Genomic DNA, 15,345 nt, shown 5'->3' with positions numbered 1-15,345 from the left:
CCTTTTCAGTTCTGGACAGAGGACCCTGGCGGCATTTTCCCTGGTGGGACGCTCGACCGGTTCGTGCCCGTTACATACAACCTGCACAGTCTCCCACACCCTGCCACCCCCACACAAACCACGAGTGGTAGGATGACCGACGACCCCACGGGCGCCCGAGGCATCGGGCTGAGATTGCGCTGGTCAGCCGCGCAAGCACCGTTTGAACCTGTCTGGTTAGCACCAGCGAAGGAAGAGAGGCGTTGGCATGCAGCCCACCCATGGCTCCAGCACGGAAATCCACACTGAGATCGAAACCGAGATCCACCCCAAGCACCGATTCTCCCCGATCGAGAAGAACGGTCTGAGCGTCCCGGAGACGGAGATCCTTCTGGACGACTCCCCCACCGGCCCGAACGAGCCGTTCCGCGTCTACCGCACGCGCGGCCCGGAGTGCGATGTCACCGTCGGCCTGCCGGCGCTGCGCGCGGAGTGGATTGAGGGACGCGGGGACGTCGAGAAGTACGAGGGCCGCCCGCGCAACCTGGCCGATGACGGCAAGACGGCGACCCGCCGCGGCGAGGCGTCGGCCGAGTGGAAGGGCGAGAAGCGTCCGACGCTGCGCGCGCAGAAGAACAGGCGCGTGACGCAGATGCACTACGCGCGTCAGGGCGTCATCACGAAGGAGATGGAGTTCGTCGCGCTGCGCGAGCACTGCGATCCGGAGTTCGTCCGCTCGGAGATCGCCCGCGGTCGGGCGGTCCTGCCGAACAACATCAACCACCCGGAGTCCGAGCCGATGATCATCGGCCGGAAGTTCCTGACGAAGATCAACGCGAACATCGGCAACTCGGCCGTGACGTCGTCGATCCAGGAGGAGGTGGAGAAGCTGCGCTGGGCCACCCGCTGGGGTGCGGACACGGTCATGGACCTGTCCACCGGCAATGACATCCACACCACCCGCGAGTGGATCCTGCGCAACTCCCCCGTCCCGATCGGCACCGTCCCGATCTATCAGGCGCTGGAGAAGGTGGGCGGCATCGCCGAGGACCTGACCTGGGAGATCTTCCGCGACACCGTCATCGAGCAGTGCGAGCAGGGGGTGGACTACATGACCGTCCACGCCGGCGTGCGCCTGCCGTTCATCCCCCTGACCACGGAGCGCGTGACGGGCATCGTCTCCCGCGGCGGTTCGATCATGGCGGGCTGGTGCCTGGCCCACCACAAGGAGTCCTTCCTCTACGAGAACTTCGACGAGCTGTGCGAGATCTTCGCGCAGTACGACGTCGCCTTCTCCCTCGGTGACGGCCTGCGACCGGGCAGCCTCGCCGACGCCAACGACGACGCCCAGTTCGCGGAGCTCAAGACCATCGGCGAGCTCACCCGCCGCGCCTGGGAGTATGACGTCCAGGTCATGGTCGAGGGCCCGGGCCACGTGCCGCTCAACATGGTGCAGGTGAACAACGAGCTGGAGCAGGAGTGGGCCTCCGACGCCCCCTTCTACACCCTGGGCCCCCTCGTCACGGACATCGCGCCCGGCTACGACCACATCACCTCCGCCATCGGTGCCGCGCACATCGCCATGGGCGGCACCGCGATGCTGTGCTACGTCACGCCGAAGGAGCACCTGGGCCTGCCGAACCGCGACGACGTCAAGACCGGTGTCATCACGTACAAGCTGGCGGCGCACGCGGCGGATGTCGCGAAGGGGCATCCCGGCGCGCGTGACTGGGACGACGCCATGTCCAAGGCCCGTTTCGAGTTCCGCTGGCACGACCAGTTCGCCCTCTCCCTCGACCCGGAGACCGCGCAGGCCTACCACGACGAGACCCTGCCCGCGGAGCCGGCGAAGACCGCGCACTTCTGTTCCATGTGCGGCCCGAAGTTCTGTTCCATGCGCATCAGCCAGGACATCCGCGACACGTTCGGTTCGACGCTGGGCATGCCCCAGGTGGGCGAGCCGGAGGCAGAGGACGGGATGCGTACCATGTCGGAGGAGTTCCGCAAGCGCGGATCCAACGTCTATCTCGAATCGGTGAATGATGCGTCCCTCCCCTGATCTCCGCTGCTACCTCGTCACGGGCTCCGGTACCCGCGAGCACATCCTCGAGGTGGTGCGGGAGGCCGTCGCCGGCGGCTGCGGCACCGTGCAGGTGCGCAGCAAGCCGATCGACGCGCTCGATCTCTACGAGCTCACCGCGGACATCGCCCGCGAGGTCGGTGACCACGCGACGGTGCTTGTCGACGACCGCGTCGACGTCGCCCTCGCCCTCATGCGGCAGGGTCTGCCCGTCCACGGCGTCCACGTCGGGCAGACGGACCTGCCGGTGGAGCAGGTCCGTGAGCTGCTCGGCCCCGCTGCGGTCATCGGGCTGACCACGGGGACCCGCGAACTCGTCGCGGCGTCCAACGCGCTCGGTGATGTCATCGACTACATCGGGGCCGGCCCCTACCGCCCGACCCCGACGAAGGACTCCGGCCGCCCGCCGCTGGGTCTCGACGGCTACCGGGAGATCACGGAGCTCTCGCAGGTGCCGGTCGTCGCCATCGGTGACGTCACCGCCGACGACGCCGCCGACCTCGCCGCCACCGGCGTCGCCGGGCTGGCCGTCGTGCGCGGCCTGATGAACGCCGACGACCCCCGCGCGTACGCGGCCCGCCTGGTGGAGGGCTTTGAGGAGGGCCGGAAGTGATCACCGTCGTCGGTGGCGGGCTCGTCGGCCTGGCCACCGCACTGCGTCTGGCCGATCGCGGGCATGACGTCACCCTGCAGGATCCCTCCCCGGCCTCCGGGGCCACCCACCACGCCGGCGGTATGCTCGCCCCGGTCGCGGAGGTGGTCTACCGGCAGGAGCCCCTGTTCCCCCTCATGTTGCGCTCGGCGGAGTTGTATCCGGGGTTGCTGCGGGTCGTCGAGAAGCACACGGACCTGCCGACCGGATACCGCACCGAGGGCACCCTCGTCGTCGCCGCGGACCGGGCGGACGCGACGCATCTGGCGGAGCTGTCCGAGTACCAGGCCTCCCACGCCATGACGGCCGAGCGCCTGCCGCTGCGGCAGGCCCGTTCGCTCGAGCCCGCGCTCAGCCCGCAGCTGGCCGGCGCGGTGCACATCCCGGGTGACCACCAGGTCAACCCGCGGCTGTTCGCCGCCGCGCTGCTCGACGCCCTGTCCACCCTCGGCGTGCGCATCATCCGGGAACGCGCGGACGCGCTGCCCGAGGGACACGTCATCCTGGCCAACGGCCTCGGCGCCTCCGCTCTCCACGCAGGCCTCAAGCTGCGCCCCGTCTACGGCGACATCCTCCGCCTCGGGGTGCCCGCGCACCTGCAGCCGCTGCTCACGCGCGTCGTGCGCGGTTTCGTCGAGGACCGTCCCGTCTACCTCATCCCGCGCACCGACGACACCATCGCCGTCGGCGCCACCTCCCGCGAGGACGACCGCCCGGTGCCGCGCACCGGTGCCGTCCACGACCTGCTGCGCGACGCCACCCGCCTGGTGCCCGGCATCGAGGAGTGCGATTTCCTCGAGGCCACCACGGGTGCGCGCCCGGGCACGCCGGACGATCTTCCGTACCTTGGGAGGGTGAACGAGAACCTCATCGTCTCCACCGGGTACTTCCGCCACGGCATCCTGCTCACCGCGCTGGCCGCCGACGTGGCCGTCCACCTGGTGGAGGGCACCGACCCGGGCATCGACCTGGCGGCGTGCAACCCGCACCGACACAAGGAGTGACATGAACCTGACCGTCAACAACGAGGCCGTCGAGACGGCCGCCACCACTCTCCTCGGTCTGCTCGAGGAGACCCTCGGTGAGCTGCCGGGAGCCGGTGTCGCCGTCGCCGTCGACGGGGACGTCGTGCCGCGTTCCGACTGGGACCGCGAGCTCGTCGAGGGCCAGAACATCGACATTCTCACCGCAGTCCAGGGAGGCTGACACATGCTCACCATCGCCGACCGCACGTTCTCGTCGCACCTCATCATGGGGACCGGCGGTGCGACGTCGATGTCCATGCTCGAGGAGTCGCTGGTCGCCTCCGGCACGGAGCTGACCACCGTGGCCATGCGTCGCCACGCCGCGCGCGCGGAGGGCGGCGAGTCCGTCTTCGACATGCTGCAGCGCCTCGACATCGCCCCGCTGCCCAACACCGCCGGCTGCCGCACCGCGCGCGACGCCGTCATCACCGCGAAGCTGGCCCGGGAGGCGCTCGGCACGAACTGGGTGAAGGTCGAGGTCATCGCCGACGAGCACACCCTGCTTCCCGATGTCGTCGAGCTGATCGACGCCTGCGAGCTCCTCGTCGCCGAGGGCTTCGTCGTCCTGGCCTACACGTCCGATGACCCGGTCGTCGCGAAGCGTCTCGAAGACGTCGGCTGTGCCGCCGTCATGCCGCTGGGCTCGCCGATCGGCACCGGCCTGGGCATCCTCAACCCGCACAACATCGAGCTCATCTGCTCGCGCGCCTCCGTGCCCGTGCTTCTCGACGCCGGCGTCGGCACCGCCTCCGACGCCGCCCTCGCCATGGAGCTCGGCTGCTCCGGCGTCCTGCTCGCCTCCGCCGTCAACCGCTCGCAGGATCCGGTGGCGATGGCACAGGCCATGAAGATGGCCGTCGAGGCGGGACGCCTGGCCTCCGGTGCCGGGCGCATCCCGCGCCGCGAGCACGCCGTCGCCTCCTCCAGCTTCGACGGGCTGGTGTCCTGGTCGGATCAGGTGCTCTAGGATGCTGCCCGAATCTGAGATGCGGCGGGTGGCCCGCCAGCTGTCCCTGCCCGGTTACGGCCCGGAGCAGCAGGAGGCGCTGCACCGCGCCCACGTCCTCGTCATCGGCGCCGGCGGTCTCGGCTGCCCCGCCATGCAGTCGCTGGCGTCCGCGGGTGTCGGCCACATCACGGTGATCGACGATGACACCGTCGATCTCACCAACATCCACCGCCAGATCCTCTTCGGAGCCTCCGACGTCGGCCGGGTGAAGGTGGAGGTCGCCGCCGAGCGCCTCGCCGAGCTGCAGCCGGGCATTGAAGTCACGGCCTTGAATGAGCGTCTGACCGTGGCGAACGCGGTCTCGCTGGTCGGGTCCGTCGACCTCGTGATCGACGGCTCCGACTCCTTCCAGACCAAGTACCTCGTCGCCGACGCCGCCGAGATCACCGGCACCCCCCTCGTCTGGGGCACGGTGCTGCGCTTCCACGGCGACGTCTGCCTGTTCACCTCCGGCCCGTCAGCACGCGGCGTGGGCCTGCGCGACCTGTTCCCCACCCAGCCCCCCGGGATCGAGGACTGCGCCACCGCCGGTGTCCTCGGTGCCACCACCGCCGTCGTCGGCGGGCTCCTGGCCACCACCGCGATCGGGTACCTCACCGGCCTCGACGTCGTCCCCGGCCGGATGCTCAGCTACGACGCCTTCCCCGGCTCCACCCGCACCTTCCGGATCGCCGCCGACCCGACGCGCGAACTGGTCACCTCGCTGGAGTCCACCTACGGGGGCGAGGCCTGCGCGGTCGGCCCCTCCCCGCTCGACGAGGTCCGCGCCGGCCGCGCCATCCTCCTCGACATCCGCGAGCCGCACGAGAAGATGCTCAATGACTCCCTCGCCGACCTCGATCCCGTGCGGCTGCCGCTGTCGGACATCTTCTCCCCCGACACCATCCGCCGCCGCCTCGGCGACGCGTCACGGGTCGTCGTGCACTGTGCCTCCGGAGTCCGCTCCGCCCGCTTCTGCGAGCAGTACGCGGACCTCGGCTACGAGTTCATCGACCTGCCCGGCGGCATCAACGGGGTCAGCGGATGATCACCCGAGTCACCGCCCCAGGCCGGCGCGCTTGAGGGCGTCCGCCATGGAACCGCCCGCCGCCGGGCGTTTGTCCGGGCGCTTGTCCGGGCGCGGCTTCCGCTGACCGCCACCGCCGCCCCGGCCCCCGCGCTGGGGCTTCTTCTTCGGCTGGCCGGGCTCGTCGTCGAGACGCAGGGTGAGGCCGATACGCTGACGGTCGACGTCGACCTCCATGACCTTCACCTTGACCACCTGCCCGGAGCGCACGACCTCGTGCGGGTCGGAGACGAAACGATCCGACATGGCGGAGACGTGGACGAGGCCGTCCTGGTGAACGCCGACGTCGACGAACGCGCCGAAGGCGGCGACATTGGTGACGGTGCCCTCGAGGATCATGCCGGGCGTGAGGTCCGAGACCTTCTCGACGCCCTCCCTGAACGTCGCCGTCCTGAACTCCGGGCGGGGGTCACGGCCGGGCTTGTCGAGCTCGGCGATGATGTCGGTGACGGTGGGGATGCCGAAGGTGTCGTCGGCGAAGTCGGCGGGCCGGAGACCGGAGAGCACCCGGGTGTTGCCGATGAGCTCCTCGACGCCGAGCCCGGTGGCCGCGGCGATGCGGGCGACGACCGGGTAGGCCTCCGGGTGGACGGCGGAGGCGTCGAGCGGGTCGCTGCCACCGGAGATACGCAGGAAACCGGCGCACTGCTCGTAGGCCTTCGGCCCCAGGCGCGGGACCTTGAGCAGGGCCCTGCGGTTGCGGAAGGCACCGTTGTCGTCGCGGTGGGCGACGATGTTCTTCGCCAGGGTGCCGGTCACGCCGGCGACGCGCTCGAGCAGCGGGACCGACGCGGTGTTGAGGTCCACGCCCACGGCATTGACGGCACTCTCGACGACGCCGTCGAGGGTGCGGGCCAGGGCGTGCTGATTGACGTCGTGCTGGTACTGGCCGACGCCGATGGCCTTGGGGTCGATCTTCACCAGCTCCGCCAGCGGGTCCTGCAGGCGGCGGGCGATGGAGACGGCGCCGCGCAGGGAGACGTCCATGTCGGGGAACTCGGCGGAGGCGATCTCGGAGGCCGAGTACACCGACGCTCCCGATTCACTCACGACGACCGGGGTCGGCCGCTTCCCGCCCGCGTCCTTGATGAGGTCCGCGATCTCGCCCGCCAGCTTCTCCGTCTCCCGCGACGCGGTGCCGTTGCCGACGGCCAACAGATCCACCCCGTGCGTGGCGCACAGGCCGGCGAGCTCCTGGCGGGCGGCGTCCCAGCGGTTCTGCGGCTGGTGCGGGTACACGATGGAGGTGGCCAGCACCTTGCCGGTGGGATCCACGACGGCGCACTTCACGCCGTTGCGGAAGCCCGGGTCAAGGCCCAGGGTGGCGCGCTGCCCGGCGGGGGCGGCGAGCAGGACGTCGCGGAGGTTGGTGGCGAAGACGTCGAGGGCGCCCTCCTCCGCCTTCTCCTTGAGACGCATGCGCACGTCGAGACCCGAGGAGACGGCCAGCTTGGTGCGCCAGCCGAAGCGCACGGCGTCGGCCAGCCAGCGGGACTCACCCACGGGCAGAGCGAAACGGTCGGCGATCATGCCCTCGTAGACGGCGTCGTCACCGGGGTCGAGGTGCAGTTGCAGGACGCCCTCGGACTCACCGCGCAGCAGCGCGAGGATACGGTGCGAGGGCAGCTTCGTGAACGGCTCCGAGAACTCGAAGTAGTCCTTGAACTTGGCACCTTCGCTCTCCTTGCCGGGAACCACCGAGGCGGTCATCTCACCGGTGCGGAACATCTGCTCGCGGACCTCGCCGACCAGGTCGGCGTCGAGGGCGAAACGGTCGATGAGGATCGCACGCGCACCCTCGAGGGCCTTCTTCTCGTCCTCGAAACCGTCGGTGAGGTAGCTCGCGGCCAGGGCCTGGGGGTCGGAGGCGGGGGCGTCGATAAGCGCATCGGTGAGGGCCTCCAGCCCGGCCTCGCGGGCGATGTCCGCCTTCGTCTTGCGACGCTTCTTGAACGGCAGGTACAGGTCCTCGAGGCGGGCCTTCGTCTCGCAGGCGGCGATGAGCGCGCGGAGATCGTCGGTGAGCTTGCCCTGCTCCTCGATCGCCTCGAGCACCGCCTGCTTACGCTCCTCGAGTTCCCGCAGGTAGGTGGCGCGTTCCTCGATGGTGCGCAGCTGCGTGTCGTCGAGCCCGCCGGTGGCCTCCTTGCGGTAGCGGGCGATGAACGGGACGGTGTTGCCTTCCGCGAGCAGGTCGAGGACGGCGCGGATCTGGTCCTCGCGGACCTGCAGTTCGCGGGCGATGGTGGTGACGATCATTCGGGACAGTTTACGCGAGTGCGCAACTGCGCAGTTGTGCTAGTATCAGTAGCACAACTAGCGGAAAGGGCGCCTCATGATCTACGCCGCCATCACCCTGGCCGTCGTTCAGGTGACGCTGCTCGTGGTCGCCCTCACCGTGCTCCTGCGCACCCCCACCGACCGGCTCAGCAAGGGCCTCGGACGCTGGGGCTGGGCGGCGGTCATCATCGTCGCCAACCTCATCGGCCCGCTCCTCTTCCTCACCCTAGGCCGCGAACGCACCGGCAGCGCCGACACCCTCCCGACCCCCACCGGCCACCTCATCGACCGCTTCCCCACCACCGGCGGTGCACCGTTGCGCACCCGCGCGCTGCACAAGAGCTTCCGTGACCACGTGGTGCTCGACGCCGTCGACCTCGACGTCCCCGCCGGCTCCATCTACGGCTTCCTCGGACCCAACGGCTCAGGCAAGACCACCGCGCTGCGGACCATCATGGGCTTCGCGCACGCCGACTCCGGAACCGTCGACCTCCCGGCGCGCGCCGACATCGGCCACCTCCCGGATGTCCCCGCCTTCGACCCCTGGCTCAGCCCCGCCGGGTACCTGCGCCTGGCCGCCCGTCTCAGCGGCGTCGACGACGTGGAGGAACGCGTCGCCGAGGCCCTGGAACTGGCCGGCCTCCGCCAGGTCCGCCGCCCCATCGGCGGGCTGTCACGCGGCATGCGGCAACGCCTCGGCATCGCGCAGGCGCTCGTCCACACCCCGCAGCTCATCATCCTCGATGAGCCGACCTCCGCCCTCGACCCCATCGCCCGCGGGGAGGTGCTCGACACCATTGCCGCCCTCCGCGGCCGTGCGACCGTGTTCTTCTCCACGCACTCGATGGCGGACGTGGAACGCGTCTGCGACCACGCCGTCTTCCTGGGCGGCGGCCGCATCATCGCCGCCGGTACCCTGACGGAACTGGTCGGACGCTACGGCGACCCGCACCAGGTCACCGCCACCTTCCACTCTCCCGACGCCGCCCGTACCGCGCAGCTCCTGGAGGACGCCGGCTTCCGCGACATCCACCTCACCACCGCGGGGCGTCTCGACGCCGCCTTCGCCACCGCCCTGGAGGGATCCCGATGACCCTGCTCGCCCGCCAGTTCCGTGTCCTGCGCGCCTCCTGGGCGACGTGGGTGCTCGCCGGATTCGCGCTGTTCTTCGCCGTCCTGGCCCCCGTGACGGCGAGATTCATGCCCGAGATCCTCGGCAGCCTCGCAGGTGGGGAGATACCCATCGACGTCTCCGCCCTGCCCGACCCCACGGCGGCGGACGCCTGGGTGCAGTGGTCCTCCAACCTCAACCAGATCATCATCATCCTCGTGGCGATTGTCGCCGCCTCGACGATCTCCGCCGACATCGCCCGGGGCAGCGCGGTCCCGATCCTGGCGCGGCCCGTCAGCCGCACCTGGTACTGGGTCTCCGCGTTCCTCGCGGTGACGGTGGCGTTGACACTCATCACCATCGTCAGCACCGCCCTGATGACAGGCGTCACCGCCCTGCTTCTCGACGTCTCCCCCACCGCCCCGCGCACCCCCGCCCTCGCCACCGCCGCCTGGCTGCTCTTCGCCTGCTCCCTCATCGCGGTGACCCTGCTGGCCTCCTCCCTCGGCGCCCCGACCCTGGGCGCCGCGGCCGCCGGTGTCGGCTGGTTCGCGCTCACCGCACTGGCCGGGCTGTGGACCGCCTCCCACGCGTGGTCCCCCACCGGCCTGCTCACCCTCGAACCGACCTGGGGTGACGCGGCCGTGACGGCACTGGTCACGGCCGGGATGGTCGCCGCAGGCCTCGCCGCGTTCCGCCGCCGGGAGATCTGATGCTCATCCAACTGGACACCGGCTCCCAGGTCCCCCTGTACGCCCAGCTCATCGCGGCACTGCGCAAGGCCATCGTCACCGGAGAGATCGCCGACGGCGGGCGGCTGCCCAGCGCCGAGGACCTCGCCGCCGCGCTCGATCTCAACCGCAACACCGTGCTGCGTGCCTACCGCGAACTCCGCGACGACGGCCTCGTCGAACTCCGCCGCGGGCGCGGGGCGACCGCGATCAGACCACGCGAGGAGATGGACGAGGGCGTCGAGAAGCACCTCGACGCGCTGGCCGCCGCCGCCAGGAAAGCCCGCATCCCCCTCGCCGACCTCATCGCCGGCCTGACCGTCAGAGGAGTTCTGTGAACCGCCACCGCCTCGCCACCCTCGGCCTCCCCGTCCTCGCCCTGTGCGCCGCCCTCGGGTGGACCCTGAGCGTCCGCGACGCCCTGCCCGACCCGGTGGCCAGCCACTTCGACTTCACCGGACAGCCCGACGGATTCCAGTCGCTGACCATCCTCACTCTCGGGATGCTCGGCACCGGACTCCTCCTGCTCCTGCTCTTCCAGCGGCTGAGCACCACCCGCCTCATGTCCGGAATCGGTGCCGGGACCGTCATCTTCGTCGCCGCGCTGCAGGTCCTCATCCTCGCCCCGCAGCGCGGGCTGGCCGACGCCGCGGACACCACCCTCGGCGCCGCGCTCCCCCTGGCGCTGGTGGCGGCCATCGCGGGCGGGGCGCTGGTCGGTGCGCTCGCCGATCCCCCGCCGGCCGACCCGGACCCGGCACCCGCCGACTCCGTCCCCCTGCGCCCCGGGACCCGGGCCGCGTGGTTCGGCACCGCCCGGGCGACGGGATTCCCCCTGTGGATCATGCTCGGCGGAATGCTCCCCCTCATCGCACTCGCCGTCAGCGCGTTCCTCGACGGTGCCTGGATCCCCGCGTTCCTGCTGTTCCTGGCCGTCCCGGTGTTCGTGATGTTCCTGGGGGTGAACGTGCGTGTCGACGCCCACGGCACCCACTGGCAACTGTTCACCGGCATCCCGCGCGGCACCATCCCCCACGACGAGGTGACCCGTGTCGGGGCGGTCGACATACGCCCCGGCGACTGGGGTGGGTGGGGCTGGCGAATGAGCCTGCAGGGCCGGGCCATCCTCATCCGCGGCGGCGAGGGCCTGCGTATCAAGCGCGGGAAGAAGAACTTCTACATCACCGTCGACGACGCCGCCCGCGGTGCCGCGCTCATCGAGGCGTACCGGGGCAACTGAGGGACAGCTGTCCGCCGGTGACGGCGCGTTGCCGCGTACTCCGATTCCGGCTGGCCTGATGTGCGACCTGGGAAAACACCCCACCCCGGAGGGAATCGGAGTACGCCGGTACGCGGGCCCTCAGGCCCCCGCCTTCTTCTGGTTCTGCCGCCAGGCGCGGAAGACCATGAGGGCCACCAGGCCGAGGGTGATCCACAGCAGGTAGCGGTTGATGACCTCGACGACCTCGAGCACCTGCTCGCCGTAGGTGAAGCCGAGCCACATGAACAGACCATTGACCGCCAGGATGCTCACGATGTTGACGGCGAGCATGACGGGGAAGCGGATCTTCAGCAGGCCGGCCACGGCGTTGACCACGGTGTTCGGCACGGGGCCGGGCAGATAGCCGAGGGGGATGAAGGCGAGCGTGCCCGCGTACATCTTCGGCGACTCGTTTCTCACCGCCCGCTGGAAGAAGCGGTGGGCGCGGGGCATGTACTGAAGGGACATGTCGATGAACTCCATGCCCCACTTGCGGCCCATGGCCCAGTAGATCGGCATGAACTTCACTGCGCCGATGACGGAACACAGCAGGTAGACCCACCAGATGCCGTTGCCCACCGAGGCGTTCGCACCGGAGACGACCGCGGAGGTGTAGCCGCCGACGGCGAGGGTGTAGATGAGCGGGTGCGAGAGCAGCCACGCACGCAGCGGGATGAGCGCCAGCGACCAGATGCCCATGAGGATGAGGGCGGTGAAGAGGATCTTGTCGGTGCGGTCGGGGTGGGCGAGGAACCCGGGGAGTTCGGGTTCTTTCTGCTCTGTCATCTACGTGTGGACCTTGCCATTCGGGAGATTGTGTGGCGACGACCTCGGATCGTCTCACTGAGCGTATAGATGTTCATCGGGTCCGCCAACCCGCCTGGCCCGGCGTCTCCGATGTGCTGGATGTCGGCACCGGCGATCTTGTTGTCGTGGGCGATGCGGCGGATGGTGGCGGGATCCGAGGTCTCCTGGCTGGTGCCGATGGTGGTCATCACGAGGCCGCCGCGGGCGTGGACGGTGCGGACGGTGCCGACGGCAGGGACGAGGATGATGTCGGCACCCGCGGCGAGGTGGTCCTCCACGGCCTGCTTGTCGACGACGCCCTCGCCCACCCCGGCGCCGTGCATCTTGCCGGCGATGACGAGTCCGTCGAAGAGCTCCCTGCACAGGCGCACGGTCTCCGTGATCTGCGCGTTGCTCACCCCGGAGCCGGGGTTGCCGGACAGGCAGAGGAAGTCCGCCCCGAGTTCCCCGGCGCGCACAATGGATTCGCGCACGGCCCGGCGGCCCGGCGCGACGTCCTGTCGTTCCTCGAGCATGGCGGCTGCCGTGTCGACGGGTTCCAGGTTGATGCCCACGGGGCGGCCGACGAGCTCGCGGAGGCGGCGCACCGGATACCCGGTCTCGTCGAGGCCGTGGATGTAGGGGTGGTCGACGTCGAGGAAGTTGAGCAGGATGAGGTCTGCCCCGAAGGCCCGGGCGATCTCGGCGTTGGTGATGTCGGTGACCTGCGGGATGAGAGCGGTGATGTTCTCGGAGAGCACCACCCGCCCCTCGCTGGCCCGGATCGACTGCTTGAGCTCGGCGGGGTGAAGCCGAGTACCTCGGAGGTGTCGGCGCTGATGAGGAGTTTCACTGGATGCTCCCCGGGTGTTTCATGAGGGAGAAGGCGATGAACGCGGGAACCCGGGAGAGTTTCTCGTACGCCTCCGGGTACCGGTGCTGCATCGTCTCCGTGGGTCGCGGTTCGACGAGCTTCTCGACGACGAAGCCGGCCCGCCCGAACTCGTCGACGAGGGTGGACAGCGGGGCGCGTCGGTATGCGACCTGCAGGCCCATCGACCACGTCTCCTCGATGCGTTCGGTGGTGAAGTAGCTGCCGCCGCGGCGACGCCAGTCGTCGGTGGGGTGGCCGGTGGAGAGGACGAGGCGGCCGTCGTCACGCAGGACGCGGTGCAGTTCGCGCAGGACGTCGACGGGATAGTGCAGGTGGTGCAGGACGAGCGCCATGAGGACCCGGTCGACGCTGCGGTCCGCCGCCCAGTCGAGCGGCTTCTCGAGGGGCTGGACGTGGAAGGCGGCCTCCGGGGCGCGGCGGCGGGCGAGTCGGATGAGTTCGGCGCTCTCGTCGACGCCGACGACCCGCGCGCCCCGGGCGAGCAGTTCGGCGGCGTAGAGGCCGGAGCCGCACCCGGCGTCGAGAATGTCCAGGCCGGAGACGTCACCGAGCAGGTCGAGCATGGCGGGACGGTCGTAGTGGGCGTTGTAGGCGCTGTCGGCGGCATGGTTGTCGAAGGCCTGTGCCGCGCGGTCGAACATGGCCATGGGTCAGGAACGGTCCTGCCAGGCGCAGGAGGCGCCGATGCCGGGTTCGGTGACACCCTCGCGCGAGGTGCCGTACCAGTAGGTGCCGTCCGGGAACGCCGCGACGACCGCGGCGGTGGCCTCCCTGAGATCCAGGCCGCTGCGGCCGTTGATGATCACCCGGTAGAGCACCTCCGTGGTGGGCATGCGGCCCTGCTCCCGGGCGAACTGGGCGACGAGCATGTTGTCGGGTTCGCAGGTGAGGTCGACGATCTCCCCGTGCACGGAGTCGACGTCGTAGCCGGACTTCCCGAGGAGGGCGGGCAGCGTCGTGGAGAGCTGCTCCCACTCGGCGGGCCGGGCGAGGATGTTGAGGTCCGTGGAGATGTCTCGACTCATGGCACCACGCTACCCCTCCCCCAGCACCTTCCGGTCGGCGTCGGAGAGCTCCGCGTCGTCGAGAAGCTCGGGCCGGACGGCCTGCGTGCGCAGCAGCGCCTGGTCTCGGCGCCACCGGTCGACCTTCGCGTGGTTGCCGGAGAACAGCACCTCCGGCACCTCGAGCCCGCGCCACGACCGCGGCTTCGTGTACGAGGGGCCCTCGAGGAGCCCGTCGGAGAAGCTGTCCTCCTCGTGGCTGCGGCGGTTGCCCAGCACGCCGGGGATGAGGCGGACGACGGCTTCGGCGATGACGAGCACCGCGACCTCGCCGCCGATGAGGACGTAGTCGCCGATGGAGACCTCGCGGACGCGGTAGCGCTGCGCGGCGTCGTCGATGACGCGCTGGTCGATGCCCTCGTAGCGGCCGCAGGCGAAGACGATGTGCTCCTCGTGGGACCAGGCGCGGGCATCGGCCTGGGTGAAGGGCTTGCCGGCGGGGGTCGGGACGATGAGGAGAGGGCGGTCGTCGCGCTCCCCCGCCTCGTACGACGACGCGACGTCCTCGACGGGCTTCTCCAGGTGCGGCAGGGAACTCTCGAGCTCAACTCCGGCCTCCCCGGCGGCGACGGCGTCGAGCGCGGGGCCCCACACCTCGGGCTTCATGACCATGCCGGGCCCGCCGCCGTAGGGGGTGTCGTCCACGGACTTGTGCACGTCGGTGGCCCATTGGCGCAGGTCGTGCACGCCGACGGAGAGTATCCCCTGCTCGATGGCCTTGCCGAGGAGGGCGTGGCGCAGGGGGTCGAGGTACTCGGGGAAGATGGTGACGACGTCGAGCCTCACAGGTCCAGCAGTCCTTCCGGCGGGGTGATGACGATGGCCTCGTTGTCCAGATCGACGATGGGGACGATGGCGTGGACGAAGGGCACCATGGCCTCGCCGCCGTCGTCGAGCGCGACCTCGAGAATGCGGTGGGCGGCGCCGCGGACGACGCCGGTGACCTCGCCGATGTCCGCGGGCTCCGGCTGCGCACCCTCGTAGGCGCGGGCGTGGGCCTCCTCCTCGCTGACGGCGCCGACGGTGAGCACGCGCAGGCCGATCAGCTCGTGGTCGTAGTAGGCGTCGTCCTCGTCGTCGATGACGGGCTCGGCGAAGAACTTCAGCCCGCGCAGCGACTCGGCCTCGGTGCGGCCGGGGATCTCCTCGAAGGTGACCAGCAGGCGACCCTGGTGCGGGCGGACGGCCTTGACGGTCAGGTCGAGGGTCTTGCCGGTCTGGCGTCCCTCGAGCACGGTACCGACGGCGAAACGCCCGTCCGGGTCATCCGTCGTGGCGTCGACGACGACCTCGCCGCGCACGCCATGGGGCTTGATCACTCGTCCGATCTGGACCTCATTCTCATTCACGGGTTACATGCTAGTCGTCTAGGCTCGGCACCATGACTGACCACTTCGTTCCCGTGA

General features: G+C 70.1%; 17 protein-coding genes and 1 riboswitch. Of the genes, 10 read left to right on the top strand and 7 right to left on the bottom strand.

Annotated elements, in window-relative coordinates:
- The first annotated feature begins 137 nt into the window (after nt 1-137).
- Nucleotides 138-252: riboswitch (TPP riboswitch) on the top strand.
- The 6 genes from thiC to B9Y70_RS02505 all read left to right on the top strand — a co-directional run bounded on the left by thiC (nt 248) and on the right by B9Y70_RS02505 (nt 5,772).
- Nucleotides 248-2,038 (top strand): phosphomethylpyrimidine synthase ThiC, encoded by a 1,791-nt coding sequence (gene thiC / locus B9Y70_RS02530; RefSeq protein WP_085548655.1) that lies wholly within the window; start codon nt 248-250, stop codon nt 2,036-2,038. It overlaps the preceding riboswitch by 5 nt.
- Nucleotides 2,022-2,672 carry a thiamine phosphate synthase gene (locus B9Y70_RS02525; protein ID WP_085548654.1) on the top strand — a complete coding sequence of 217 codons (651 nt, stop codon included), beginning with the start codon at nt 2,022-2,024 and terminating at the stop codon, nt 2,670-2,672. The genes thiC and B9Y70_RS02525 overlap by 17 nt, the downstream gene beginning before the upstream one ends.
- On the top strand, nt 2,672-3,715 hold the full coding sequence (thiO, locus tag B9Y70_RS02520; RefSeq protein ID WP_162841647.1) for a glycine oxidase ThiO: 1,044 nt from the start codon (nt 2,672-2,674) through the stop codon (nt 3,713-3,715). Before B9Y70_RS02525 ends, thiO begins: the two co-directional genes overlap by 1 nt.
- Before the next feature lies 1 nt (nt 3,716).
- The gene (gene thiS, locus B9Y70_RS02515) at nt 3,717-3,917 is read left to right on the top strand and encodes a sulfur carrier protein ThiS (RefSeq protein WP_085548652.1); all 201 of its coding nucleotides are present in this window, start codon (nt 3,717-3,719) and stop codon (nt 3,915-3,917) included.
- Between the two features lie 3 nt (nt 3,918-3,920).
- Nucleotides 3,921-4,703, top strand: coding sequence for a thiazole synthase (locus B9Y70_RS02510; RefSeq protein WP_085548651.1), 783 nt, complete (start codon nt 3,921-3,923; stop codon nt 4,701-4,703).
- A 1-nt stretch (nt 4,704) separates the two neighbouring features.
- Nucleotides 4,705-5,772: a ThiF family adenylyltransferase gene (locus tag B9Y70_RS02505; protein WP_085548650.1), complete on the top strand. Its 1,068-nt coding sequence runs from the start codon at nt 4,705-4,707 to the stop codon at nt 5,770-5,772.
- Between the two features lie 9 nt (nt 5,773-5,781).
- Here the strand turns inward: B9Y70_RS02505 and B9Y70_RS02500 are convergent, their stop codons facing one another.
- Complete coding sequence (locus B9Y70_RS02500; protein ID WP_085548649.1) at nt 5,782-8,070, bottom strand: Tex family protein; 2,289 nt, start codon at nt 8,068-8,070, stop codon at nt 5,782-5,784.
- Between the two features lie 76 nt (nt 8,071-8,146).
- Between B9Y70_RS02500 and B9Y70_RS02495 the strand changes: the two genes are divergently transcribed.
- From B9Y70_RS02495 to B9Y70_RS02480, 4 genes are read left to right on the top strand one after another with little or no spacing between them, the layout of a single operon-like run.
- Nucleotides 8,147-9,184 (top strand): ABC transporter ATP-binding protein, encoded by a 1,038-nt coding sequence (locus B9Y70_RS02495; protein WP_085548648.1) that lies wholly within the window; start codon nt 8,147-8,149, stop codon nt 9,182-9,184.
- Complete coding sequence (locus tag B9Y70_RS13115) at nt 9,181-9,915, top strand: ABC transporter permease (RefSeq protein WP_085548647.1); 735 nt, start codon at nt 9,181-9,183, stop codon at nt 9,913-9,915. The genes B9Y70_RS02495 and B9Y70_RS13115 overlap by 4 nt, the downstream gene beginning before the upstream one ends.
- Nucleotides 9,915-10,271 (top strand): GntR family transcriptional regulator, encoded by a 357-nt coding sequence (locus B9Y70_RS02485; RefSeq protein ID WP_085548646.1) that lies wholly within the window; start codon nt 9,915-9,917, stop codon nt 10,269-10,271. Before B9Y70_RS13115 ends, B9Y70_RS02485 begins: the two co-directional genes overlap by 1 nt.
- Nucleotides 10,268-11,173: a DUF1648 domain-containing protein gene (locus B9Y70_RS02480; protein WP_085548645.1), complete on the top strand. Its 906-nt coding sequence runs from the start codon at nt 10,268-10,270 to the stop codon at nt 11,171-11,173. The genes B9Y70_RS02485 and B9Y70_RS02480 overlap by 4 nt, the downstream gene beginning before the upstream one ends.
- Nucleotides 11,174-11,293: 120 nt before the next feature.
- Here B9Y70_RS02480 and B9Y70_RS02475 read toward each other — a convergent pair whose 3' ends face one another.
- From B9Y70_RS02475 to rimM, 6 genes are all read right to left on the bottom strand, one after another.
- Nucleotides 11,294-11,980: a DedA family protein gene (locus B9Y70_RS02475; protein WP_085548644.1), complete on the bottom strand. Its 687-nt coding sequence runs from the start codon at nt 11,978-11,980 to the stop codon at nt 11,294-11,296.
- Nucleotides 11,977-12,741, bottom strand: coding sequence for a DUF7916 family protein (locus B9Y70_RS02470; RefSeq protein WP_240309096.1), 765 nt, complete (start codon nt 12,739-12,741; stop codon nt 11,977-11,979). Before B9Y70_RS02470 ends, B9Y70_RS02475 begins: the two co-directional genes overlap by 4 nt.
- An 88-nt stretch (nt 12,742-12,829) precedes the next feature.
- The gene (locus tag B9Y70_RS02465) at nt 12,830-13,522 is read right to left on the bottom strand and encodes a class I SAM-dependent methyltransferase (RefSeq protein WP_085548643.1); all 693 of its coding nucleotides are present in this window, start codon (nt 13,520-13,522) and stop codon (nt 12,830-12,832) included.
- Between the two features lie 3 nt (nt 13,523-13,525).
- The gene (locus B9Y70_RS02460) at nt 13,526-13,900 is read right to left on the bottom strand and encodes a hypothetical protein (RefSeq protein WP_085548642.1); all 375 of its coding nucleotides are present in this window, start codon (nt 13,898-13,900) and stop codon (nt 13,526-13,528) included.
- A 9-nt stretch (nt 13,901-13,909) separates the two neighbouring features.
- Entirely contained in the window at nt 13,910-14,725 is an 816-nt protein-coding gene (trmD, locus tag B9Y70_RS02455) for a tRNA (guanosine(37)-N1)-methyltransferase TrmD (RefSeq protein ID WP_085548641.1), read from the bottom strand.
- Complete coding sequence (gene rimM, locus B9Y70_RS02450) at nt 14,722-15,288, bottom strand: ribosome maturation factor RimM (protein WP_085548640.1); 567 nt, start codon at nt 15,286-15,288, stop codon at nt 14,722-14,724. The genes trmD and rimM overlap by 4 nt, the downstream gene beginning before the upstream one ends.
- Between the last annotated feature and the right edge of the window lie 57 nt (nt 15,289-15,345).

It is taken from the genome of Corynebacterium pollutisoli (genome assembly GCF_900177745.1).
Lineage (GTDB): Bacteria > Actinomycetota > Actinomycetes > Mycobacteriales > Mycobacteriaceae > Corynebacterium > Corynebacterium pollutisoli.
The sequence above is the reverse complement of the archived record's forward strand: the minus strand, read 5'-3'. Positions and strand labels throughout refer to the sequence as shown.